This is a genomic window from Mycolicibacterium chlorophenolicum (assembly GCF_001044235.1).
Taxonomy (GTDB): Bacteria; Actinomycetota; Actinomycetes; order Mycobacteriales; family Mycobacteriaceae; genus Mycobacterium; species Mycobacterium chlorophenolicum.
This window is the reverse complement of record NZ_JYNL01000064.1, coordinates 987,691-1,009,225: the sequence shown is the minus strand read 5'-3', so window position 1 is coordinate 1,009,225 and position 21,535 is coordinate 987,691. Positions and strand designations below refer to the sequence as shown.

Below are 21,535 nucleotides of genomic sequence, written 5' to 3'. Positions count from 1 at the left end.
TCTCGTGACCACTGACCCAGCCGTCGAGGACGTCGACCGGCTCCAACGGTCCAGCCGCGACATGACCAACGTCCCTGCCGCGCTGTCGAGCTGGCTGTCCACGGTGCTGCCCAACACCACCCCCGAGATCACCGTCGACAGCAGCGTCGACGCCAACGGCATGTCGTCGGAGACCATCCTGGTCTCGGGCCGCTGGGTGCAGGGCGGTAACCCGGTCGAGCAGCGGTGGGTCGCGCGCGTCGCGCCCGCCGAGGCGGACGTGCCGGTCTTCGAGCACTACCGGCTCGATCATCAGCACGAGGTGATTCGCCTGGTCGCCGAGTTGACCGACGTCCCGGTGCCGGCGGTCCGCTGGCTCGAGCGTTCCGGCGATGTGCTGGGGCGGCCGTTCTTCCTGATGGACCGCGTCGACGGGATCGTGCCGCCCGACGTGATGCCCTACACCTTCGGCGACAACTGGCTCTTCGACGCCGATCCCGAGCAGCAGCGCCTGCTGCAGGACAACACCGTGAAGGTGCTGGCCGCGCTGCACTCGATCCCCAACGCCCAGCAGACGTTCGGCTTCCTGCAGGACATCGACCCGCCCGGGGAGACCGCGCTGCACCGGCACTTCGGATGGCTGAAGAGCTGGTATGAGTTCAGCGTTCCCGACATCGGGCGCTCACCGCTGGTCGAGCGGGCCCTGGCGTGGCTCGAGGAGCGGTTTCCCGCCGACGTGGCCGCGACCGAACCCGTACTGGTGTGGGGGGATTCGCGGATCGGCAACGTCATGTACCGCGACTTCTCCCCCGTCGCGGTGCTGGATTGGGAGATGGCCACCGTGGGTCCGCGCGAGTTCGACGTCGCGTGGCTCGCGTTCGCGCACATGGTGTTCCAGGAGCTGACCAAGCTCGCCGGACTGCCCGGGATGCCCGACTTCCTGCGCGAGGACGACATCCGGGCCACCTACCGCGACGTCACGGGCGTGGAGGTCGGCGACCTCGACTGGTTCTACGTGTACTCCGCGGTGGTGTGGTGCTGCGTGTTCATGCGCACCGGCGCCCGGCGCGTGCACTTCGGCGAGATCGAGAAGCCCGCCGACGTCGAGACGCTGTTCTACCACGCCTCACTGCTGAAACGACTGTTAGGAGAAGCCGTCTGATGCTCGGACCGATGGACGAGTACCCGGTACACCAGGTTCCGCAGCCGATCGCATGGCCGGGCTCCTCGGACCGTAACTTCTACGACCGGTCCTACTTCAACGCCCATGATCGCACCGGGGACATCTTCGTCGTCACCGGCATCGGCTACTACCCCAACCTCGGGGTCAAGGACGCCTTTCTGCTGGTTCGGCGGGGGGACACCCAGACGGCGGTGCACCTGTCCGACGCCATCGACCAGGACAGGCTCAACCAGCACGTCGGGAACTACCGCGTCGAGGTGATCGAGCCGCTGCGCAAGCTGCGCATCGTCTGCGACGACACCGAGGGCATCGCCGCCGACCTGACGTGGGAGGGGCTGTTCGACGTCGTCCAGGAGCAGCCGCACATCATGCGTCGCGGCAACCGGATCACGTTGGACGCGCAGCGCTTCGCCCAGGTGGGCACGTGGAGTGGGCAGTTGTCGATCGACGGTGAGGACATCGCGGTCGATCCGGCGCGCTGGATCGGCACCCGCGACCGCTCCTGGGGCATCCGGCCCGTCGGCGAGGCGGAGCCGGCGGGACGCCCCGACGATCCACCGTTCGAGGGTATGTGGTGGCTGTACGTGCCGATGGCGTTCGACGACTTCGGCATCGTGATCATCATCCAGGAGGATCCGCAGGGTTTCCGCTCGCTCAACGACTGCACGCGCATCTGGAAGGACGGCCGCGTCGAGCAGCTCGGCTGGCCGCGCGTGAAGATCCACTACCGCTCCGGCACCCGCATTCCCACCGGAGCGAGCATCGACGCCACCGGAAGTGACGGCAGCGCGCTGCATTTCGATGTCGAGTCGAAGCTGGCCGTGCCGATCCACGTCGGCGGTGGCTACGGCGGCGACTCGGACTGGCTGCACGGTGTGTGGAAGGGCGAGCGGTTCACCGAGCGGCTGACCTACGACATGACCGATCCGGCTGTCGTCGGCCGCGCCGGGTTCGGCGTGATCGACCACGTCGGCCGCGCCGTCTGCCGCGACGCCGACGGCACCGAACGTGAGGGCTGGGGGCTGTTCGAGCACGGCGCGCTGGGTCGCCACGACCCGTCGGGTTTCGCCGACTGGCTCACCGTCGCCCCCTGACCCGTCGCCGAAACTGCATTCCAGCAGGCGCCTACTCGCACATTCGCTGCTGGAATGCAGTTTCGGCGGGAACGGGGTCAGGCGGGGTGGGGTTCGGCCACTCCCGCTCGGCCGAAGACCATCGACTCGTCGATCGGCTCCAGGCGGTGGCCGATCGCGTCGCGGACGTAGGTGTGGCTGAGCATCCACGGCCGTCGCTGTCCCGACTTCGGCAATGCTTGCAGGCCTCTCAGCACGTACCCCGACTGCAGGTTGAACGCCGGCTGCTCCGGCATGGTCTCGTTCCCGAGATGCGGGTAGGCATGGGTATAGCCATGGGAATGCATGTACGCCAACAGGTTTGCCACCGCGCGTGCCGTCATGTCAGCGCCCAGAGTCCAGGATGCGTTGGTGTACCCCATGCACCACGCGGCGTTCGGCACATCCTCGAGCAGATGTCGGCGGTACATGAACCGTTGGTGCGGTTCGACCTTGTCCCCGTCGACGAACACGGCGACTCCGCCGAGGGCCTGCATCTGGAGGCCGGTCGCGGTGATGACCACGTCGGTGTCCAGCCGATGACCGGACCTCAGCACGATGCCGTCGGTGTCGAAGTGATCGACGTGGTCGGTGACGATGTCGACGTCGCCCGCGGCGACGGCTTTCAACAGATCGGAGTCGACCATGAAGCACATGCGTTGGTCCCACGGGTTGTACGGCGGCCGGAAGTGGACGTCGACGGGATAGTTCGCCGGCAGTTCCCGCATCGTCATCCGGCGCAGTAGCCGTTTGCTCAGCGCAGGCGCACGTCGCGAGACCAGCCACAGCAGCGAGCCGAACATCGACATGACCCACCGGGCCGCCAAGTGACCGGTCCGGCGCGGCAGTACCCGCCGGATCGCGTTGATGGGCGGCAGCATTCGCGGCACCGACAACAGATACGAGGGGGTGCGCTGCAGCATCGTCACATGCGCCGCCGTCTGCGTCAGCGACGGGATCATGCTCACCGCGGTCGCGCCGCTGCCGATGACGACGAGGCGCTTGCCGCTGGCGTCGAAGTTCTCGGGCCAGTGCTGCGGGTGGATCACCTCACCGCGGAAGTCGCCGATCCCGGGGAAGTCGGGCACATAGGGCTCGTCGTAGTCGTAGTAGCCGCTGGCGAAGAACAGGAACCGAGCCGTGAAGACGGCCTCGGTGCCGTCACGGTCGGCGCGAACTGTCCACGTGTCCGTCGCGGAATGCCACTCTGCGGAGTGCACCGCGGTGCGGTACCGGATGAGCTCGTCGATACCGTGCTTGCGCGCAGTGTCGGCCATGTACTGCCAGATGTCCGCACCGTCGGCGATCGCCTCTGGTCGCGTCCACGGTTCCCAGGGGAACGACAGCGTGAAGATGTCGCTGTCCGAGCGGATTCCGGGATAGCGGAAGAGGTCCCAGGTCCCGCCGAGACGCTCGCGCCGCTCCAGGATGGTGAGCGTCAGATCGGGGTTCTTCTCATGGATGCGGTACGCGGCGCCGATGCCGGAGAAGCCGGCCCCGATGATGATGACGTCGCTGTGTTCGGGCTCGCGCGCATCCATGGTGAACTCCCTATGCTGATGTGACCGCCCGTACCGCGGCGCGGCCGAACATCATCGACTCCTCGATGCGGTCGAATCGGTGGTCGATGACGTCGAGCACGTAGTTGTGCCGCACATTCCACGGTCGTCGGGTTCCCGAGCGCGGCAACGCGTGCGGTGCGCGCTTGATGTAGTTCGCCTGCAGGTCGAACGCCGGCTTCTCCGAGATCGGCGCGTCGCCCCGATGCGGGTAGGCATGCGTGTACCCGTGAGAGGTCATGTACGCCAACAGTTTCGCGAAGGCCTTCGCGGTCATGTCGGCCCTCAGGGTCCACGAGGCGTTGGTGTAGCCGATGCACCACGCGATGTTCGGCAGATCCTCGATGAGGTACTCCTTGTAGACGAACCGGTCCGTCGGGTCGATCTCGTCGCCGTCGACGAACACCCGGATGCCGCCGAGCGCCTGCAGCTGCAGACCCGTGGCGGTGACGATGATGTCGGCGTCCAGGCGCGCGCCGGAGCTCAGCACGATCCCGGTCTCGTCGACGTGGTCGATGGTGTCGGTCACCACCTCCGCACGGCCCTGCTTCACCTTCTCGAAGAGATCGTTGTCGAGGACCAGGCACATGCGCTGGTCCCACGGGTTGTACCTCGGTTTGAAGTGCACGTCGACGTCGTAGCCGGGCGGCAACGCCGCCATCGTGCGGTTGCGGATCAGCCAGCGGCCGAACCGCGGCGCCTTGCGGAACATGAAGTACGTCAGCACGTGGAACATCGCGTTGCGGAAACGCACCACGGCATGGGACAGCTTGCGGGGCAGGATCTTCCGGATGAAGTCGACCATCGGGTCGATCCGCGGCATCGACATCATGTACGTCGGCGACCGCTGCAGCATCGTGACGTGCGCCGCCTTCTCGCTCAGTGCGGGAATGAGGCTGATCGCGGTCGCCCCGCTGCCGATCACGACGACGCGTTTACCGGCGTGGTCGAGGTCTTCGGGCCAGAACTGCGGGTGGACCACCTTCCCACCGAACCGGTCGAGGCCGGCGATGTCGGGCCGGTAGGGATCGTCGTAGCTGTAGTAGCCGGTGCCGCAGAACAGGAATCGGCCCCGGAAAACCCGCTCCTGCCCGTCCTGCTCGGCGTGCACGGTCCACGTGTCGGTCGACGAGTCCCAGTCCACCGACGTGACGTGCGTGTCGAACTGGATGTGCCGGTCGATGCCGTGCTTGTGCGCCGTGTCGGCGAGGTACTGCCGGATGTACTCCCCGTCGGCGACGTTCTCCTGCCGGGTCCAGGGCTCCCACGGAAACGACAGCGTGAAGATGTCGCTGTCCGAGCGGATGCCCGGGTACCGGAACAGATCCCAGGTACCGCCGATGCGGGACCGCCGCTCGAGGATCGTGTACCGCATGCCCGGATTGCGCTCGGCGATCCGGTACGCGGCCCCGATCCCGGAGATCCCCGCGCCGATGATGATCACGTCGGAGTAGTCCTGCACCGCAACCTCCTGTGGTCCGCCCGCGTACCACCCACCCTAGGGCTCAGCCACCCGCTCCGTCGACGATCTCGCGCAATCTGGTGACTGGCCGTTCCGTACACATCCATCGGTACACCTGTCCGCTGTGGACATGTACTGCTGTCGTGAACCTCCCTACGGTGAAGCCATGACAGCCATCCTCACCGGCGGACCCTCCCTCGACCAGCAGCGCCGGGTGCGCACCGAGGTTCCGGGTCCGCGGTCGCGGGAGCTGGCGGCCCGCCGCGCGGCGGCGCTGCCGGCGGGCCTGACCAGCTCCGCCGGTGTGTACGTGGCCGCGGCCGGCGGCGGAGTCGTCGTCGACGTGGACGGCAACTCGTTCATCGATCTGGGCAGCGGCATCGCCGTCACCACGGTGGGCAACGCGGCGCCGGCGGTGGTGTCCCGGGCGATGGCCCAGCTGCCGCTGTACACCCACACCTGTTTCCTGGCCACCCCGTACGAGCCCTACATCGAGGTCGCCGAGACACTGAACCGGATCACCCCGGGCGACCACGAGAAGCGCACCGCGCTGTTCAACACCGGCGCCGAGGCGGTGGAGAACGCGGTGAAGTACGCCCGCGCCGCCACCGGACGATCCGCGGTTGTCGTGTTCGACCACGCGTTCCACGGACGGTCGCTACTGACCATGACGATGACCGCGAAGAACCAGCCCTACAAGCACGGCTTCGGCCCGTTCGCCCCCGAGGTGTACCGGGCGCCGATGGCCTACCCGTACCGCTGGCCGTCGGGACCGGAACACTGCGCAGACGAAGCCTTCAGTCAGTTCGCCCAGCTGGTCGACGCGCAGCTCGGCGCCGACGCGGTCGCCTGCGTGGTGGTCGAACCGATCCAGGGCGAGGGCGGCTTCATCGTCCCCGCCGACGGGTTCCTGCGGTCGGTCGCCGCCTTCTGCCGGGACCGCGGCATCCTGCTGGTCGCCGACGAGGTGCAGACCGGCATCGCGCGCACCGGCAGCTGGTTCGCCTCCGACCACGAAGGCCTGGTGCCCGACCTGCTCGTCACCGCCAAGGGTCTGGCCGGCGGGTTACCGCTGGCGGCGGTCACCGGCCGTGCCGACGTCATGGACGCCGCGCATCCGGGCGGCATCGGCGGCACCTACAGCGGCAATCCCGTGGCCTGCGCCGCCGCGCTCGGGGTGTTCGAGGAGATCGAGACCGCCGACCTGCTGTCGCGGGCCCGGGTCATCGGCGACGTGATGGCGCGTGAACTGACCGACATCGCTCGGCGCACAGGTGTGATCGGCGAGATCCGCGGCCGCGGCGCGATGATGGCGATCGAACTGGTGGTGCCGGGCAGCCGCGATCCGCACCGCGACGCGGTGGCCGCGCTCACCCGGCACTGTCTCGACAACGGCGTGCTCACCCTCACCGCGGGGACGTTCGGCAACGTGCTGAGGTTCCTGCCCCCGCTGACCATCTCCGATGCGCTGCTCGTCGAGGCCTTCGACGTCCTGCGCGACGGCTTCTCCACCCTCTGACCGAACGGGAGTACCACCATGACCGCTCTTGCCTCTGCGCCGAAGAAGACCATCTACGCGCCGTTGGAACTGTTCGACACCGCCCGCCTGCTCGACGACGACGAACGCGAGATCGGCGCGACCGTACGCAAATTCGTCGACACCGTGCTGCGTCCCGACATCGAGAACTGGTTCGAATCGGCCACCCTGCCCAAGGAACTCGCCAAGGAGTTCGGCGCGCTGGGCCTGCTGGGCATGCACCTGGACGGTTACGGCTGCGCCGGCACCAACGCGGTCAGCTACGGCCTGGCCTGCATGGAGCTGGAGGCCGGCGACAGCGGCTTCCGCAGCTTCGTCTCGGTGCAGGGATCCCTGTCGATGTTCTCCATCCACCGTTACGGGTCCGAGGAACAGAAAAACGAATGGCTGCCGCGGCTCGCGACCGGTGAGGCCATCGGATGCTTCGGCCTGACCGAACCCGATTTCGGCTCCAACCCGGCCGGTATGCGCACCCGGGCCCGCCGCGACGGCACCGACTGGGTGCTCGACGGCACCAAGATGTGGATCACCAACGGCAACCTCGCCGACGTCGCCACCGTGTGGGCACGCACCGAAGACGGCATCCGCGGATTCCTGGTGCCCACCGACACAGCGGGATTCACCGCCAACGCGATCCACCGCAAGCTGTCGCTGCGCGCGTCGGTCACCTCGGAGCTGGTGCTCGACAACGTGCGCCTGCCCGCATCCGCGCAGCTGCCCCACGCCGCAGGCCTCGGCGCACCGCTGTCCTGTCTCAACGAGGCTCGCTTCGGCATCGTCTTCGGCGCGCTCGGCGCCGCCCGCGACAGCCTCGAGACGGCGATCGAGTACACCGGCACCCGCAGCGTCTTCGACAGGCCGCTGTCGAGCTACCAGCTGACCCAGGAGAAACTGGCGAACATGACCGTCGAACTCGGCAAGGGCATGCTCCTCGCGATCCACCTGGGTCGGATCAAGGACGCCGAGGGCGTCGCACCGGAACAGATCAGCCTGGGCAAACTCAACAACGTGCGGGAGGCCCTGGCCATCGCCCGCGAATGCCGAACCCTGCTGGGCGGCAGCGGAATCACGCTGGAGTACTCCCCGCTGCGGCACGCCAACAACCTGGAATCGGTGCTCACCTACGAGGGCACCTCCGAGATGCACCTGCTGTCCATCGGCAAGGCGCTCACCGGGCACGCCGCGTTCCGGTCATGACCGCCGACATCCGACACCTGATCGCCGGACAGTGGTCGGCCGGCAGCGGCGAACCGGTGCGCAGCGTCAATCCGGCCCGCCCGCACGTCGTGGTGGCCGAGGGCCCCGGTGCCGTCGCCGCGGACGTCGACGAGGCGGTCGCGGCCGCCACCGAAGCTGCCGCAGCCTGGGCGGCGACCCCGATCCACCAGCGCGGCGCACTGCTGCTCGCCGCGTCGGACGTCGTCGCCGCCCACGCGCGGGAGTGGGGACGGGAACTGGCCGCCGAAGAGGGCAAGACCCTGGCCGAGGGCATCGGCGAAGTGCAACGCGCCGCCCAGATCCTGCGCTACTACGGCAACGAGGGCGACCGGCAGGCCGGAGAGCTGTTCGCCTCACCGCGCGCCGGTGAGCGAATCCTGGTCACTCGCAAGCCGATCGGGGTCGTCGGGGTGATCACGCCGTTCAACTTCCCCATCGCGATCCCGGCGTGGAAGATCGCGCCTGCCCTGGTGTACGGCAACACCGTCGTCTGGAAACCGGCCGGCACCGTTCCCCTGCTCGCGATGCGGCTCGCCGAAGCGCTGACCACGGCCGGCCTGCCTGCGGGTGTGCTCAACCTGCTCGTCGGCGGACCGGACATCGGCGACGCCATCGTGGGTCATCCGGGTGTCGACGGCCTCACCTTCACCGGTTCCACCGGGATCGGGCGGCGCATCGCCGCCACCGGCGCGGCGCGTGGCGTGCCGGTACAGGCCGAGATGGGCGGCAAGAACGCCGCGGTGGTGCTCGACGACGCCGACATCGACCTCGCGCTCGAGCAGGTGATGCTGGGCGCGTTCCGCTCCACCGGCCAGAAGTGCACGGCGACATCGCGACTGATCGTCACCTCGGGAATCGCCGACCGGTTCCTGGAGTCACTGTGTGACCGGGCCCAGCGCCTACTGGTCGGTGATCCCACCGACGACGCCACCCAGATGGGGCCCGTGATCAGCGCTGCCGCGCAGCAGAGCATCTCGGCCGGGATCGCGACCGCCGCCACGCAGGGTGGGTCCGTGCTGACCGGAGGGCAACCCTACGCGGACAGCGCCCGCGCCGAGGGCTACTTCGTCGCACCGACCATCGTCGAGCTCGACAGTGTCACCGCCGACGTGTGGACCGAGGAACTGTTCGGACCGGTGCTGGCGGTGGCGCGAGCAGCCGACGCCGAGGACGCCTTCGCGCTCGCCGGCGACAGCGAGTTCGGGCTGTCCGCAGCGGTGTTCACCCAGGACCTCACCCGAGCGCTGCAGGCCGTCGAGCAGATCGACGTCGGCGTGTTGCACGTGAACTCGGAGTCTGCCGGCGCCGATCCCCACGTGCCGTTCGGCGGGGCCAAGAAGAGCGGGCTCGGCCCGAAAGAGCAGGGCGGCGCCGCGCGCGAGTTCTTCACCCACACCACCACGGTGTACCTGCGGGGCGGGCGGGCGGGCGCGTGACGCGGGGGGCGCTCGACGGCATCGTCGTCGTCGACTTCAGCAGGGTGCTCGCGGGACCGTACGCGACGATGATGCTGGGCGACTTCGGCGCCGACGTCATCAAGGTCGAGCGGCCGGGCACCGGCGACGACACCCGGCACTGGGGTCCGCCGCACGATTCGGCAGGTGTGGCAACCTATTTCAACGCCGTCAACCGCAACAAGCGGTCCGTCGCGCTGGACCTCGCCGATCCCGACGGCCTCCGGCGAGCGCGTGAACTGGTCAGCGGCGCCGACATCGTCGTGGAGAACTTCCGCGCCGGCACCATGGAGAAGCTCGGGCTCGGCTACGAGGACGTGCGGAAACTGCGGCCCGACGTCATCTACTGCTCGATCACCGGATTCGGCCGCGCCGGCGGGGCCGCCCTGCCCGGTTACGACCTGCTGGTGCAGGCCGTGGGCGGGCTGATGAGCGTCACCGGCACCGAGCCGGGCGATCCCACCAAGGTCGGGGTGGCTCTGGTCGACGTGCTCGCGGGCCTGCACGCGCTCAGCGGCATCCTGGCCGCGCTCGCACACCGCGACCGCACCGGCGAGGGCCAGCGGGTGGACACCAACCTGATGTCGGTGCTGCTCTCCTCGCTGGTGAACCAGGCATCCGGTTATCTGGGTGCGGGAGTGGTCCCGGGCATGATGGGCAACCGGCACCCGAGCATCACGCCGTATCAGACGTTCGAGACGGCCGACCGGCCGATCGCGATCGCCGTCGGCAACGACAAGCAGTTCCGCGCGTTCAGCGCCGCCCTCGGCAGACCCGACTGGGCGGACGACCCGAGGTTCCTCACCAACCCCGCCCGTGTGAGCAACCGGGAATCGTTGTGCGCGTTGATTGAAGCCGAGATGAGCCGCCATGGTGCCGATCACTGGTATGCGGTGATGACCGCCGCGGGAGTGCCGGCCGGCCCCATCAACGACGTGTCCGAGGCGTTCGCCTTCGCGCGCCGGCTCGGCATCGACGCCACGGTCGTCATGCCAGACGGATCCACACCGCAGGTCGCCAATCCGATCGAGTTGTCGGCCACACCGGTCAGCTACCGGCTCAGCCCTCCCCCGCTGGGCGGTGGCGCCGACGGTTGCCGCTCGGAGAGCAGCTGACGGGCCCGGATCGCGAGCCAGAGTCGCACCCGGGTGTCCACGGCGTCGACGTCGTCGGCCAGCAGCGCGCCGATGCGACGCATCCGGTGGCGCATCGTGTGGCGGTGGATGCGCAGGTCGGTCGCCGCGGCCTCCAGATGACCGTTGCGGCGCAGATACGCCTCGAGCGTCCCGACCAGCTCGGTGTCCAACGGTGTCAACGGTGCTGCCAGCACGGTCAACTCGGCGGCACTGCGGCCGCCGAGGAGCACCCCGAACGTCCCGAGGTCGGCGAACGCGGCCATCCGTCCGGGGTGTGCCTGTCCGGCGATGCGGGCCTGTTCCATGCCCACAGCGATCTCGTCGACGCTGACGGCGTCGCTCACGCCGCCGGTGGGTGGCTGCGCCAGCCCGGATGCGAGACCGTCGATACGCCGTCTCTCGCTGCCCGGCACCACGATCACCACCTCGTCGCCCACCGGGGCCATCAGATAGGGCCCGGCGGTCGCGAGCAGCCGCCCCAGATCCTGTTCGGCGGCCAGCATCGGTCCGACGTCGTGGAGAACCGCCACCACGACAGCGGCGTGCGGCTCGAAACCGAAATAGCGCAGCACGCCGTCGTCGACGACGGAGCTCCGCAGCAGCGCGCGCGTCGCCGCCGTACGCAGCCGTTGCTCCGCCTCCGCCACACCGGCCGGCTTTTCCAGCGCGATCGAGATCAGCGACACCGCATGCGCGACGAGTAACCGCTCCGAGTTCGACATCGGCGCTGCCGTCCGCACCGCCAGTTGGCCCCGAAGAGGTTGCGCCGCGCGGAGATTCTGAACCGTGACGTAGCCGTCGGCATCACCGGTGACATACGCGCCCCCTCGGCGCGCCGCCGGCGAGTGCGCGCCGTCGACGACCACGGCGAACAACCGGTCCTGCTCGCTGCCCGCCGCGGCCAGCACCGTGCCCTCGGTGCCGACGACCAGCACCGTGCCTGCCAGCTTCTCGGCCAGCGCTTCGACCACGCCGGGGATTCCGCCGCGCAGCGTCGCGCGGGCGAGCACCTCCTGCCCGTCCACCACGCGCTGCACCGCCCGGAGTTCGTCGGCCTTGACCGCGTCGATGACCGTGCGGGTGATCGCGATGAACGGTGTGGACGGGGGCACCTCGAGAACCGGAAGGCCGAGCCTGTCGCCGGCGGCGAGTACTCCGGCGGGCACCTCGGCGAGTGTGGTCCCGGTGTCGACCGCCAGCGCGGCGGTGCCGGCCGCGGCCAGGCGTGCGACGTAGTCGAACTGCGCCCGCTCATCGGTGCCGATGTTGATTCCGGTGGTCATCACCAGTTCGCCGCCGGACAGGTACGGGGTCGGATCGGGCAGTTCGATCGCGTGCGCCCAGGTGATGTCGCGCTCGGCGGCGGTCGCACCGGCGATCAGAGACAGACCCAGACCCTCGACCTGAGCCAGCTCCCGCGCGGTGATCGCCACGAAGAGCAGTCTTACTCGTCGGCGGCCGCCGCGGCCAGCACGACGTGGCGCACCTGTTCGGCCGCATCCACGAACGCCGCGAACAAGGCCCTGCGGTCGGCCTCCGGACCGTCGTCGTCCTCCGGATGCCACTGCACCCCCAGAAACCACCGGTGTGGATCCTCGACCGCCTCGACGATGCCGTCCAACGCCCGGGCCGCGACGACCAGGCCGGTACCCACCCGGTCCACAGCCTGATGATGGCCGGATCGTCCGATGACGCGCTGTGCGCCGAGGATCGCGGCCAGCCGGGTACCGGGAACGAGATCGATCGGCTCGTCGACGAACTCGGGCTCGCCGGGCGCTCCGTGATGCAGGCTGTAGTCCACGATGTCGCCGATGATCGTGCCGCCGCGCGCCACGTTCAGGAGTTGCGAGCCCCGGCAGATGCCGAGAATCGGGCGATCGGCCGCCTCGGCGGCGGCGATGACGGCGAGCGCGTCCCGGTCGGCGCGGAGGTCGACACCGTAGGCCTTCGGATGGGGCGTGTGGACTCCGTAGCAGGATGCGTCGATGTCTCCGCCGCCGAGCAGCAGCAGACCATCGAATTCTGCTGCTCTGTGCGCGTTCGCGAGTGGCTCGGTGGTGTCCCAGATGTCGTATGACGCGCCGAGTTCGTGCAGCGTCGTGAGCGCCACGCGGGTGAACCGCCGGATCAGCGCGACATCCGCCGGGCTGATGTCCGGGAAGTTGAGCGAAGCGAGGACACAGATGTGGGCGCGGGGACGGTCGGGGACGGACGACGTCGGCATGACATCGCGGAGCTCCACCCGGTGGGTCATCGAGAATCCTTTCGTTTACCCGCGCGGTCGACGAGGTCGGCGAACAGTGCGGCGTCGGTGGTCGAGGTGGGGCGGTCCTCAGGATGCCATTGCACGCCGAGGATGTCGGCGCGCCGATGCTCGGCGGCCTCGATGACGCCGTCGGCGGCGACGGCCGTCACCGTCAGATCGGGAGCCAGTCGCCCCAGCGCCTGGTGGTGGTAGGACGACACGTCGATGGTCTCCACGCCCACGATCGCGTGCAGCCGGGATCCGGCGCTCACCGACACCTGGTGAACGGCGTTGTGGTGCAGCGTGTCGGTCTCCTCGACGTGCTGAACCAGAGTGCCCCCCAGCGCGACGTTGAGAACCTGCATCCCTCGGCAGATGGCCAGGGCCGGTAGGTCGAGTTGCAGCACCGCACGGATCACGGCCAGGTCGAATTCGTCCTGGAAGGCCACCGTGTCGTGGGTGCGCGGATCGAGGTCGGCCCCGTAACGGCACGGGTCCACATCGGCACCGCCCGGAAGCAGCACGCCGTCGAAAGCGGCCAATCTGCCGGGCAATTCAGCGCCTGGATCGGCCGCGGGGCCGTGCACCGTCACCGGTTCGCCGCCGGCCGTCCACACTGCCTCACAGATCGCCTCGGCAGCCAGCGTCGCCGAGAAACGCAGGATCGGCACGTGCGGGGCGCGGCGGCCGGGCACGGCCACCAACGGCCGGTTCACGTCCCGAACGGGTAGTCGAGGGTCGGCAGCCACTCCTCCCAGACATCGCGCAGGCGACCGGAATCGACGAGACGACCGAGTGCGTCGTCGATGTCGGCCAGAATGTCGGGCCGGTCCTTGGCCACCGCGATCCCCCATCGGTTACCGGTCGGCACCGTGAACGCGAGTTCGTAGTCGGGATGAGTGGCGCCCAGCGGGACGAACACCACGTCGTCGTCGACGACGGCGTCGACGTCCTTGGCGAGCAGCGCGGCGAGCATGTCGGCGTACACGTCGTCGGAGCCGGGCCCGAATGGCACCGGCACCGCTCCCGTGAAGGTCTCGGCCAGCGCCATGTTGGTGCTGTTCTCGATCGCGGCGACCCTGCGGCCGACCAGATCGGCAGGCCCCTCGATGTCGTCACCCCGCCGGATCAGCACACCTTCGTGGAACACGGCGTACGGCCGTGTGAAGTCGACCTGCGCTCGGCGTTCAGCAGTGATGCCCTGCCCGCACAGCACCGCGTCGGCGTCACCACGCTGTACCGCGGGAATCATGTCGACCCACGGCACGCGCACCCATTCGACGGGACGGCCGAGTTGTGCTCCGAGCGCGTCGGCGACGGCGGGTTCGTAGCCCCGCCGGCCGTGTTCGGGCGTCCACAGCGAGAACAGTGGGGGCGCTTCGGCATCCAGACAGGCCAGGCGCAGCGGATCCGAGGATGCGGTCACGGCGCGTCGTTCCAGTACATCTGACGCTCCCAGTCGGTGACGACGCCGCAGAAGCGGGCCCATTCGTCGGCGTGGAAGTCGACGAGCAGCGCCGACAACTCCGGACCGAGAGCCTGGGTGAGCACCTCATCGGCGCGAAAGGCGTCGATCGCCTCGCCGAGCGTGAGCGGCAGGGCCGGGAACCGCTCGTCCTGCACGGTGTCGTAGGACGAGCCTCGCGTCGGCGCGCCGGGATCGATCGCATTCTTCATGCCGTCCTCGCAGGCAGCGAGGATCACCGCGTGAGACAGGTACGGGTTGACCGCAGCGTCGGGCAGCTTGTACTCCAGTCGACCGTTCGCCGACAGGCGGACCGTGCAGGTCTTGTTGTCGAGACCCCAGTTGATCCGCGACGGCGCGAATTGCCCGGCGTCCCAGTAACGCTTGTACGAATTCACGGTGGACCCGTTCACCAGCATCGCACCGGCGGAGTGGGCCAGCAGACCGCCGAGGGCGTGCTGTCCGACCGTGGACAGGTGCAGCTCGGTCACTCCGGGATCGACGAGCACGTTGACCTCGTCGTCGCGCCAGAGACTGAAGTTGTGATGGCAGCCGTTGCCCATCATCCCGGTGGCGGGCTTGGGCATGAAGCTCGCATGGATACCCAATTCGCGCGCCACCTGTTTGCAGATCTGACGGTAGGTGGTGAGTCGGTCGGCCGTCAGGTCGGCTCGGTCGAACATGAAGTTCAACTCGACCTGGAACTCGTCCTCGTAATCGCCTTCGACCATGTCCAGGCCCAACGCCTGGGCGTACTGGACGACCTTCTTGACGATCGGCCGGTTCCGCTCGAGGTGTTCGATGTGATAGGCCGGGCTCGAGCCGGGCCGGAACTGCGCTTCCAGACCTTCGCCCTGCCAGGTCATCTCCGGTTCGCACCCCGTGCGCAGCTCCAACCCGGTCCGGTCGGAGAAACCGGCATGCATGCGGTGCAGTAAACCTCTGCTGTCGCAGGCGAACTCCGCGCCGGCCCGGTCGATGAGATGGTCGGGTTCATAGAGCCGGCAGAACACCCGGGCGAAGCTGGTGTCCCACGGCAGGACGGCGAAGGTGTCCAGGTCCGGAACAGCGGTGTACTCGGGCGCGTGCACTCCGCCCGCCATCAGATCGCCTTCGCGGGTGCTCTGCAGATTGGCGACCGCGGTCTGGTGCTGCTGCACCCCCTTGACCGACAACCGGTGGAAATGCCGCGCCGGGACCACTTTGCCGACGACGCGTCCGGTGATCGTGATCGCCTGGAAGTAGACGAACTCCACTCCGCGGTCGTCGATGATCTCCTGCGCCTCCGCCAAGCCGGGGCTCGTGGCGTTGAGCTGACGGTGCGCGTCGAGCGGTGTGGTCGTCATCTGTTCACCTCGATGACGGAGAACGCGAACGAGATCGCCTGGGCAGGGCAGACATCGGCGGCCTCGGCGACGGCGTCGCGCTCCGATTCGTCGGGGCTCGGGTCGTACTCGAGCTTCCCGTCGTCATCGAGGGTGAAGACGTTCGGTGCGGCGATGGTGCACTGACCGTGGTCCTGACACAGGCTGCGGTCGACGGTGATGCGCATGGGAGGTCCTTTCGGAGGAGGGTTGTGGGGTACCGATCAGGCGACGGGGGTGAAGCCGATCGGGAGGCGAATCGGTCCGGTGTTCCCGGAGTCGGGAAGCCAGGTGGCACCGGGCAATTCGTACGGGTCACGCAGGCGGCGGGCCAGCAGGGGCAGGGCCTCGCTCATGTCCGACCGTGCCACGAAGTGACCCAGACAATGGTGTACGCCACCACCGAAACCGAAGTGCGGCTTCCGTTCTGCGGTGATGTCGAAGCCCGCTCCGAAGACACGGGGGTCGGTGCCAGCGGATTCGCTGTAGAGGTGCACGGTGGTGCCGGCGGTGAACTGCACGACGTGGCCGAGGAGGTCCCCGATCCGGGCCGGCTGATCCCGAAGGCCATGCGCCGCACCATCTATGTCGGTGGCGCCGCGGCGACGTTCGTCTGTCTCGCGCTGGTGCTGGCCGTCACCGACATTCCCGGGGTCATCTCAGGAGAGAACCCCGACCCGGTCAGCTCCGTGTTGAACGAGGCCTTCGGCCCGGTCGGCGCGAAGGCGGTCCTCGCGATCGTGCTGATCTCGTTCCTGTCCTGCGCGATGAGTTTGCAGGCCGCCGCCAGTCGCCTTGCCTACTCGTACGGCCGCGACGGAATGATCATGGGCAGTTCACTTTTGAAGAAGTTCTCGACCACCCGGCACGTTCCGCCGTACGCACTGCTCCTCGCGGCGGCGGTGCCGGCCGTGATCGTCGTCGGTTCGAAGTTCTCCACCGATGCCATCACCAAGATCATCAGCTTCGCCGCGTTCGGGATCTATCTCGGGTTCCAGATGGTGGTGCTGGCCGCACTTCGCGCGCGGTTGAAGGGCTGGGTTCCGAGCGGCAAGTACTCGCTGGGCAAGTGGGGACTGACGGTCAACGTTGCAGCTCTGGTCTACGGCGTCACCGCGATGATCAACATGGCGTGGCCGCGAACGCCCGACGCTGCGTGGTACGACAACTGGATCGTCGCGCTGTCGGCAGCCGTTGTCGTCGGCATCGGTCTGATCTACATGGTCGTCCATCCGCTGCACGACCGCAGCACCGGACCGTACGCCGACGCCATCCCGGACTCCGCCCGCACCGCCGGCCTCTGACAGAACCGCAGGCGCGGACTCGGGTTCTACGTCGTCGCCGGCTGAACCTGCTCCCTGCCGGCCAGCGCGTCGACGATCTCGCTCAACGAGTCCACCGGGATCGGCCCGGGCTGATACAGGCAGATCCGGTCCGACACGCCCGCCACCCGGTCCCGGATGTGCGCCGCGACCTCGGCCGGGGTGCCACACGCGGCGATGGTGTGCAGGACGTCGTCGTCGATCAGCCCACCCATCTCGGCCCACCGCCCCTGTTTGGACAGCGCGTGCAGCTCCGGTTGCAGATCCCCCCACCCGTGCACGTCGAGCACGGGCCGGTAGGCGGGGGTGGAGCCGTAGAACGCCAGAAGCCGCCGGGCCGACGCGTGGTTGGGGTCCGAATCGGCGACGGACACGATGATCTCGGGGACGATCGCCAGGTCGGCGCGGCCACGCCCGCCCGCGGCCAGCCCTGCGTCCACGTTGGGCATCGTGACCTCGGTGAGGAAGCGCTTCGACCCGAACGGCATCACCAGCAGGCCGTCGGCGACCTCGGCGGCCATCCGCGTCAGCCGGGGGCCCAGCGCCCCGACGTAGATCGGAATCGGCGCGAAGTCCTCGCGGGGGCTGAAGGTCGGCGTCATCAGCGTGTGCCGGTAGTACTCGCCGCGATAGTCCAACCGCTCCCCCGTGCTCCACGCGCCGAAGATCGCGCGCAGCGCACCGACGAGGTCGCGCATGCGCTCCACCGGGTGCTCGAACTCCGCGCCGAAGCGCTTCTCGATCTGCGTGCGGATCTGGGTGCCCAGCCCGAGCGTGAACCGACCACCGGAGAGCACCTGGTGGTCGACGGCCTGATGAGCGAGGTGAATCGGGTTGCGCGGAAACGCGATCGCGACGTTGGTCATCAGGTCCAGCCCACCCACCGTGGCGGCCAGGGTGAGCGGCGAGAACACGTCGTGGGGCCCTTCGAACGTGAACACTCCGCTCGCACCCGCGTCCCGCAGGGCCGTCGCCCGTTCGATCGCGCCGACGGGACCGAACAACGCCGTCATCACCTGCACAAGCGGCGACATTAGCGTGCTTTCGGAGGACAAACGCCGCTACGCGTCGACAGGCACGCCAGAATCACTGTCATGGCAGACGTCATCATCGTCGGAGCGGGCTTCGCGGGCCTGTCGGCGGCGCGCGAACTGACCCGCCTCGGACGCGACGTCCTGGTGCTGGAAGGCCGCGAGCGCGTGGGTGGCCGGTCCTTCACCGGCGAGGTCGGCGGCGTGCCCGTCGATCTCGGCGCGACCTTCGTGGGACCGACGCAGGATGCGGTCCTGGCGCTGGCCGCCGAGGTGGGCTGCGACACGGTGCCGACGTACGGCCACGGCAAGAACCTGATCCGCTGGCGGGGCCGGGTGCGCTCCTACCGCAGCACCATTCCCCGGCTGTCGATCCTGGAGCTGGTCGACGTGTCCCGCATCCAATGGCGGTTCGAGCGGATCTGCCGCAAGGTTCCCGTCGCCGATCCCTGGACGTCGCCGATCGCCGGCGAACTCGACGGGCAGAGCCTCGAGCAGTGGCTGCGTTCGATGCACGCCGGTGCGTCCACCCGCGACCTGATGGCGATCATGGCGCGGGTGACGTGGGGGTGTGAGCCCGACGCGGTGTCCATGCTGCATGCGGCGCGCTACGTCAAGGCCGCCGGCGGGCTGGGCCGCATGCTCGACGTCAAGGGCGGCGCGCAGCAGGACCGGTTCCTGGCCGGCACCCAGCAGATCGCGCGGCGGATGGCCGAGCACCTCGGGGAGCGGGTGATACTCGGCGCCGCGGTCCGTCGCATCGAGCGCCGGGCCGGCACGCTGACCGTGGTGTCCGAGCGCGGCGAATTCACCGCGGGCGCTGTGATCGTCGCGGTGCCGCCGGAGCACCGGGACGGGATCGCCTTCGATCCGCCGCTGCCCGGGGAGTACGAGGAGCTCGCCCGGCACTGGCCGCAGGGTCACCTGAGCAAGGCCTACGCCGCCTACGAGCGGCCGTTCTGGCGCGACGGTGGATGTTCGGGTGAGGCCCTGTCCGACGAAGGTCCGGTGTTCATCACGTTCGACGTCAGCCCCCGTGACACGGGCCCCGGCGTGCTGCTCGGGTTCACCGACGCGCGCACGTTCGACCCGTTGACGCCCGAGAAGCGCCGTGAGACGGCGCTGGCCGGATTCGCCGCGTTGTTCGGCGATGCCGCGTCGACCCCGATCGACTACCTCGACTACTGCTGGGGCGCACAGGAATTCGCACCCGGCGGTCCGACGGCCGCAGTCCCGCCCGGTTCCTGGACGACATACGGCCGCTGGTTGCGGGCACCGGTCGACGGCATCTTCTGGGCGGGCACCGAGACCTCCGACGTGTGGACGGGATTCCTCGACGGTGCGGTGCGCTCCGGCGTGCGCGCGGCCGGTGAGGCGCATCAGGAGCTGACGCGGCGCTCCTGAGCATCGACCGTCTCGATCAGCCACCGGAGTTGCTCGTTGACCTCGGACGGCCGTTCCAGGATCGCGCAGTGGCCCCCGGGCAGTTCCACGAAGCGCGCCAGGTTGGGCGCGGTGGCGGCGATGCGCCGCGACGAAACCATCGGCAGCAGCCGGTCTTTCGCGCTGCCGATCACCATCGTGGGAACGGTCAGGTTCTTCAGGCCGATGTGCTGCGGGCCCAGGTGGTCGACCAGCACGCGCGCCCATCCCCCGCGCCCTGCAGCAGGGGTCGTGTGGAACAACTCGAACACGAAATCGACCACCGCGGCGTCGGCATCACGGCCGACGGCGATCATCTGGACGAACCGGCGGCTCGGCCGGTCGGCGGCGCGGACCAGCGGTGCTCCGCCGAACGTCCGCAGCACCGTGCCCGCCGCCCGGACACGGGCCTCGGCCAGCGAGGCGGGCACCGGCAGCAGGTTGACGTGGCGCAGCAGGTCACCGGTCGTCGTGTTGATCAACGCCACCGCGGCGGCGCGCTGCGCGACCTGGTCCGGATGGCGTTCGGCCCAGGAGGTGATCGCAATGCCTCCCATCGAGTGCCCGGCGATGACGGCGCGCTCGCCGGGGGCGAGCGTCGCGTCCAGCACGGCGTCGAGGTCGGCGGCCAGATGGTCGAGGCTGTAACCGCCCCGACCCGCCGGGACGCCGCTGCGACCGTGGCCGCGGTGGTCGAACGCGATCACGCGGTGGTGCCGGGCCAGGTCGGCGATCTGGTACGCCCACACCCGCAGCGCACAGGTGATGCCGTGGGCCAGCACCACCGGAGAGCCGTCCTCGGGACCGAACACCTCCGTGTGCAGCCGCACCCCGTCGCGGGAGCGCACGTCGACGACGCGGCCGTGGGCCAGGCTCTGCGCGGGCGCGAAGCCGGCGCCGCGCCGTCGAACCCCACCACGTGTCGCCATAGCCGCTTCTCCTCGGTTGCTGCGGTGCGCATGCGCATGTTGCCGGATTTCGTGACTGTACCGCCGCAGGGCGCGCGTACCGGTGCGGTTCAATGGTCGGATGCGCGCGATACAGATTTCCAGCCTGGAGGGGCCGCAGGCCGCCGAACTCGTCGAGATCGACGAACCGACCGCCGGCGACGACACCGTGCTCGTCGACGTGCACGCCGCGGGTGTCGCCTTTCCCGACGCGTTGCAGTCCCGTGGGCTCTACCAGTACAAGCCCGATCTGCCCTACAGCCCCGGCGCCGAGATCGCCGGTGTGGTGCGCAGCGCTCCCGCGGGCGCGCACGTGCAGCCGGGTGATCGGGTCGCCGGTCTCACGATGCTCTACGGGGCGATGGCCGAAGTCGTTGCGCTGCAACCGGAGAAACTGTTCAAACTGCCCGACTCGGTGTCGTTCGAAGCCGGTGCCGGCCTGTTGTTCAACGACCTGACGGTGCACTTCGCGTTGCGGACGCGCGGACGGTTGAGCGATGGCGAGACGGTGCTGGTGCACGGGGCCGCCGGCGGGATCGGCACCTCGACGCTGCGCCTGGCTCCCGCCTTCGGCGCGGCACGCACGATCGCCGTGGTGAGCAGTGACGCCAAGGCCGAGGTGGCGCGCGCCGCCGGCGCGACGGACGTCATCCCGGCTGACGGTTTCAAGGACGCGGTCAAGGAGCTGACCGGCGGGCGTGGCGTCGACATCGTGCTCGACCCGGTCGGCGGGGACCGCTTCACCGATTCGCTGCGCTCGCTCGCGCCTGGTGGCCGGCTGCTCGTGGTCGGGTTCACCGGCGGGGAGATCCCGACCGTGAAGGTCAACCGGCTGCTGCTCAACAACGTCGACGCCGTCGGGGTCGGCTGGGGGGCCTGGACGATGACGCACCCGGGCTATCTGGCCGAGCAGTGGGCCGAGCTCGAGCCGTTGCTGGCCTCCGGTGCGGTGCCCGCACCGCAACCCGAGGTGTACCCGCTGGAGCGCGCCGCTGAGGCGATCTCCTCGTTGGAGAACCGGACCGCGCGGGGCAAGGTGGTCGTCGCAGTCCGCTGACCGGCCATGTCGTGCGGACTTTGCGCGGTTCTTTGCCCGCTG

The 21,535-nt window shown here is 69.1% G+C and carries 20 protein-coding genes; 9 read left to right on the top strand and 11 right to left on the bottom strand.

What is annotated here, in order from left to right:
* The first annotated feature begins 4 nt into the window (after positions 1-4).
* Positions 5-1,141, top strand: a complete 1,137-nt coding sequence (locus tag MCHLDSM_RS27040; RefSeq protein WP_048472767.1) for a phosphotransferase family protein — start codon at positions 5-7, stop codon at positions 1,139-1,141.
* Complete coding sequence (locus MCHLDSM_RS27035) at positions 1,141-2,256, top strand: Rv3169 family protein (protein ID WP_048472766.1); 1,116 nt, start codon at positions 1,141-1,143, stop codon at positions 2,254-2,256. Before MCHLDSM_RS27040 ends, MCHLDSM_RS27035 begins: the two co-directional genes overlap by 1 nt.
* A gap of 77 nt (positions 2,257-2,333) precedes the next feature.
* Here the strand turns inward: MCHLDSM_RS27035 and MCHLDSM_RS27030 are convergent, their stop codons facing one another.
* Positions 2,334-3,815 carry a flavin-containing monooxygenase gene (locus MCHLDSM_RS27030; protein ID WP_048472765.1) on the bottom strand — a complete coding sequence of 494 codons (1,482 nt, stop codon included), beginning with the start codon at positions 3,813-3,815 and terminating at the stop codon, positions 2,334-2,336.
* Positions 3,816-3,825: 10 nt separating this feature from the next.
* The gene (locus tag MCHLDSM_RS27025) at positions 3,826-5,295 is read right to left on the bottom strand and encodes a flavin-containing monooxygenase (RefSeq protein ID WP_048472764.1); all 1,470 of its coding nucleotides are present in this window, start codon (positions 5,293-5,295) and stop codon (positions 3,826-3,828) included.
* A gap of 166 nt (positions 5,296-5,461) precedes the next feature.
* Between MCHLDSM_RS27025 and gabT the strand changes: the two genes are divergently transcribed.
* The 4 genes from gabT to MCHLDSM_RS27005 are packed head-to-tail and all read left to right on the top strand — an operon-like array spanning position 5,462 to position 10,619.
* Complete coding sequence (gabT, locus tag MCHLDSM_RS27020) at positions 5,462-6,814, top strand: 4-aminobutyrate--2-oxoglutarate transaminase (RefSeq protein ID WP_048472763.1); 1,353 nt, start codon at positions 5,462-5,464, stop codon at positions 6,812-6,814.
* A gap of 18 nt (positions 6,815-6,832) precedes the next feature.
* Complete coding sequence (locus tag MCHLDSM_RS27015) at positions 6,833-8,029, top strand: acyl-CoA dehydrogenase family protein (protein ID WP_048472762.1); 1,197 nt, start codon at positions 6,833-6,835, stop codon at positions 8,027-8,029.
* Positions 8,026-9,486, top strand: a complete 1,461-nt coding sequence (locus tag MCHLDSM_RS27010; RefSeq protein WP_048472761.1) for an aldehyde dehydrogenase family protein — start codon at positions 8,026-8,028, stop codon at positions 9,484-9,486. The genes MCHLDSM_RS27015 and MCHLDSM_RS27010 overlap by 4 nt, the downstream gene beginning before the upstream one ends.
* Positions 9,483-10,619, top strand: a complete 1,137-nt coding sequence (locus tag MCHLDSM_RS27005; protein WP_048472760.1) for a CaiB/BaiF CoA transferase family protein — start codon at positions 9,483-9,485, stop codon at positions 10,617-10,619. Before MCHLDSM_RS27010 ends, MCHLDSM_RS27005 begins: the two co-directional genes overlap by 4 nt.
* On the opposite strand, the gene MCHLDSM_RS27000 is transcribed toward MCHLDSM_RS27005, so the two are convergent.
* Genes MCHLDSM_RS27000 through MCHLDSM_RS40160 form a run of 7 tightly spaced genes read right to left on the bottom strand, consistent with a single transcriptional unit; the run spans position 10,556 to position 16,070 of the window.
* Positions 10,556-12,073: a PucR family transcriptional regulator gene (locus MCHLDSM_RS27000; protein WP_048472759.1), complete on the bottom strand. Its 1,518-nt coding sequence runs from the start codon at positions 12,071-12,073 to the stop codon at positions 10,556-10,558. The two genes, MCHLDSM_RS27005 and MCHLDSM_RS27000, sit on opposite strands and share 64 nt — an antisense overlap.
* Positions 12,074-12,084: 11 nt before the next feature.
* Positions 12,085-12,894 (bottom strand): gamma-glutamyl-gamma-aminobutyrate hydrolase family protein, encoded by an 810-nt coding sequence (locus tag MCHLDSM_RS26995; RefSeq protein WP_048472758.1) that lies wholly within the window; start codon positions 12,892-12,894, stop codon positions 12,085-12,087.
* Positions 12,891-13,601 (bottom strand): gamma-glutamyl-gamma-aminobutyrate hydrolase family protein, encoded by a 711-nt coding sequence (locus MCHLDSM_RS26990; RefSeq protein WP_048472757.1) that lies wholly within the window; start codon positions 13,599-13,601, stop codon positions 12,891-12,893. The genes MCHLDSM_RS26995 and MCHLDSM_RS26990 overlap by 4 nt, the downstream gene beginning before the upstream one ends.
* Complete coding sequence (locus tag MCHLDSM_RS26985) at positions 13,598-14,311, bottom strand: substrate-binding periplasmic protein (RefSeq protein WP_048472756.1); 714 nt, start codon at positions 14,309-14,311, stop codon at positions 13,598-13,600. The genes MCHLDSM_RS26990 and MCHLDSM_RS26985 overlap by 4 nt, the downstream gene beginning before the upstream one ends.
* Complete coding sequence (locus MCHLDSM_RS26980) at positions 14,308-15,696, bottom strand: glutamine synthetase family protein (protein WP_048472755.1); 1,389 nt, start codon at positions 15,694-15,696, stop codon at positions 14,308-14,310. Before MCHLDSM_RS26980 ends, MCHLDSM_RS26985 begins: the two co-directional genes overlap by 4 nt.
* Positions 15,693-15,902: a ferredoxin gene (locus MCHLDSM_RS26975; RefSeq protein WP_048416614.1), complete on the bottom strand. Its 210-nt coding sequence runs from the start codon at positions 15,900-15,902 to the stop codon at positions 15,693-15,695. Before MCHLDSM_RS26975 ends, MCHLDSM_RS26980 begins: the two co-directional genes overlap by 4 nt.
* Positions 15,903-15,938: 36 nt before the next feature.
* On the bottom strand, positions 15,939-16,070 hold the full coding sequence (locus MCHLDSM_RS40160; protein WP_268782190.1) for a hypothetical protein: 132 nt from the start codon (positions 16,068-16,070) through the stop codon (positions 15,939-15,941).
* 18 nt (positions 16,071-16,088) lie between these two features.
* Between MCHLDSM_RS40160 and MCHLDSM_RS26965 the strand changes: the two genes are divergently transcribed.
* Complete coding sequence (locus MCHLDSM_RS26965; RefSeq protein ID WP_234714204.1) at positions 16,089-17,018, top strand: amino acid permease; 930 nt, start codon at positions 16,089-16,091, stop codon at positions 17,016-17,018.
* 26 nt (positions 17,019-17,044) lie between these two features.
* On the opposite strand, the gene MCHLDSM_RS26960 is transcribed toward MCHLDSM_RS26965, so the two are convergent.
* Positions 17,045-18,049 carry a TIGR03617 family F420-dependent LLM class oxidoreductase gene (locus MCHLDSM_RS26960; protein WP_048473022.1) on the bottom strand — a complete coding sequence of 335 codons (1,005 nt, stop codon included), beginning with the start codon at positions 18,047-18,049 and terminating at the stop codon, positions 17,045-17,047.
* Positions 18,050-18,130: 81 nt separating this feature from the next.
* Here MCHLDSM_RS26960 and MCHLDSM_RS26955 point away from each other — a divergent pair, with 81 nt between their 5' ends.
* Positions 18,131-19,471 carry a flavin monoamine oxidase family protein gene (locus tag MCHLDSM_RS26955; RefSeq protein ID WP_048472753.1) on the top strand — a complete coding sequence of 447 codons (1,341 nt, stop codon included), beginning with the start codon at positions 18,131-18,133 and terminating at the stop codon, positions 19,469-19,471.
* Here MCHLDSM_RS26955 and MCHLDSM_RS26950 read toward each other — a convergent pair.
* The gene (locus tag MCHLDSM_RS26950) at positions 19,447-20,418 is read right to left on the bottom strand and encodes an alpha/beta fold hydrolase (RefSeq protein WP_048472752.1); all 972 of its coding nucleotides are present in this window, start codon (positions 20,416-20,418) and stop codon (positions 19,447-19,449) included. The two genes, MCHLDSM_RS26955 and MCHLDSM_RS26950, sit on opposite strands and share 25 nt — an antisense overlap.
* A gap of 100 nt (positions 20,419-20,518) precedes the next feature.
* Here MCHLDSM_RS26950 and MCHLDSM_RS26945 point away from each other — a divergent pair, with 100 nt between their 5' ends.
* Positions 20,519-21,493 (top strand): NADPH:quinone oxidoreductase family protein, encoded by a 975-nt coding sequence (locus MCHLDSM_RS26945; protein WP_048472751.1) that lies wholly within the window; start codon positions 20,519-20,521, stop codon positions 21,491-21,493.
* The last annotated feature ends 42 nt before the right edge of the window (positions 21,494-21,535 follow it).

What these genes read in the sequence shown, in the direction of transcription:
- MCHLDSM_RS27035 (WP_048472766.1), top strand. Translation starts at nt 1,141, where the DNA reads ATGCTCGGACCGATGGACGAGTACCCGGTACACCAGGTTCCGCAGCCG.
- MCHLDSM_RS27030 (WP_048472765.1), bottom strand. Translation starts at nt 3,815, where the DNA reads ATGGATGCGCGCGAGCCCGAACACAGCGACGTCATCATCATCGGGGCC.
- gabT (WP_048472763.1), top strand. Translation starts at nt 5,462, where the DNA reads ATGACAGCCATCCTCACCGGCGGACCCTCCCTCGACCAGCAGCGCCGG.
- MCHLDSM_RS27015 (WP_048472762.1), top strand. Translation starts at nt 6,833, where the DNA reads ATGACCGCTCTTGCCTCTGCGCCGAAGAAGACCATCTACGCGCCGTTG.
- MCHLDSM_RS27010 (WP_048472761.1), top strand. Translation starts at nt 8,026, where the DNA reads ATGACCGCCGACATCCGACACCTGATCGCCGGACAGTGGTCGGCCGGC.
- MCHLDSM_RS26995 (WP_048472758.1), bottom strand. Translation starts at nt 12,894, where the DNA reads ATGACCCACCGGGTGGAGCTCCGCGATGTCATGCCGACGTCGTCCGTC.
- MCHLDSM_RS26980 (WP_048472755.1), bottom strand. Translation starts at nt 15,696, where the DNA reads ATGACGACCACACCGCTCGACGCGCACCGTCAGCTCAACGCCACGAGC.
- MCHLDSM_RS26975 (WP_048416614.1), bottom strand. Translation starts at nt 15,902, where the DNA reads ATGCGCATCACCGTCGACCGCAGCCTGTGTCAGGACCACGGTCAGTGC.
- MCHLDSM_RS40160 (WP_268782190.1), bottom strand. Translation starts at nt 16,070, where the DNA reads ATGAGCGAGGCCCTGCCCCTGCTGGCCCGCCGCCTGCGTGACCCGTAC.
- MCHLDSM_RS26960 (WP_048473022.1), bottom strand. Translation starts at nt 18,049, where the DNA reads ATGACGGCGTTGTTCGGTCCCGTCGGCGCGATCGAACGGGCGACGGCC.
- MCHLDSM_RS26955 (WP_048472753.1), top strand. Translation starts at nt 18,131, where the DNA reads ATGGCAGACGTCATCATCGTCGGAGCGGGCTTCGCGGGCCTGTCGGCG.
- MCHLDSM_RS26950 (WP_048472752.1), bottom strand. Translation starts at nt 20,418, where the DNA reads ATGGCGACACGTGGTGGGGTTCGACGGCGCGGCGCCGGCTTCGCGCCC.
- MCHLDSM_RS26945 (WP_048472751.1), top strand. Translation starts at nt 20,519, where the DNA reads ATGCGCGCGATACAGATTTCCAGCCTGGAGGGGCCGCAGGCCGCCGAA.